Source organism: Flavobacterium aureirubrum, from assembly GCF_038739835.1.
GTDB lineage: Bacteria > Bacteroidota > Bacteroidia > Flavobacteriales > Flavobacteriaceae > Flavobacterium > Flavobacterium aureirubrum.
This window is the reverse complement of record NZ_JBCGDO010000189.1, coordinates 1-205: the sequence shown is the minus strand read 5'-3', so window position 1 is coordinate 205 and position 205 is coordinate 1. Positions and strand designations below refer to the sequence as shown.

The window sequence follows — 205 nt, the reverse complement described above, 5'->3', positions numbered from 1 at the left end:
GCCACACACACCATCAACCGCAATGATAAAAATGCCTTGTCTGCTATTGCTATAGAAGCCAAAGAAAACCTAGCGCTAGAAACTTTTACCGTACTAGTTGACAAAGGCTATCACAACGGACGCGAACTCGAAACCTGCAAAAACCACAACATCACCACCATAGTGGCCCATCCAGATCAAGGCAAAAGCAACGAAAATGGCACAC

1 pseudogene is annotated in these 205 nt (G+C 45.4%); it reads left to right on the top strand.

From position 1 onward, the window contains the following. A pseudogene (locus WFZ85_RS16440) lies at nt 1–205 on the top strand (IS1182 family transposase); the annotation flags it as partial.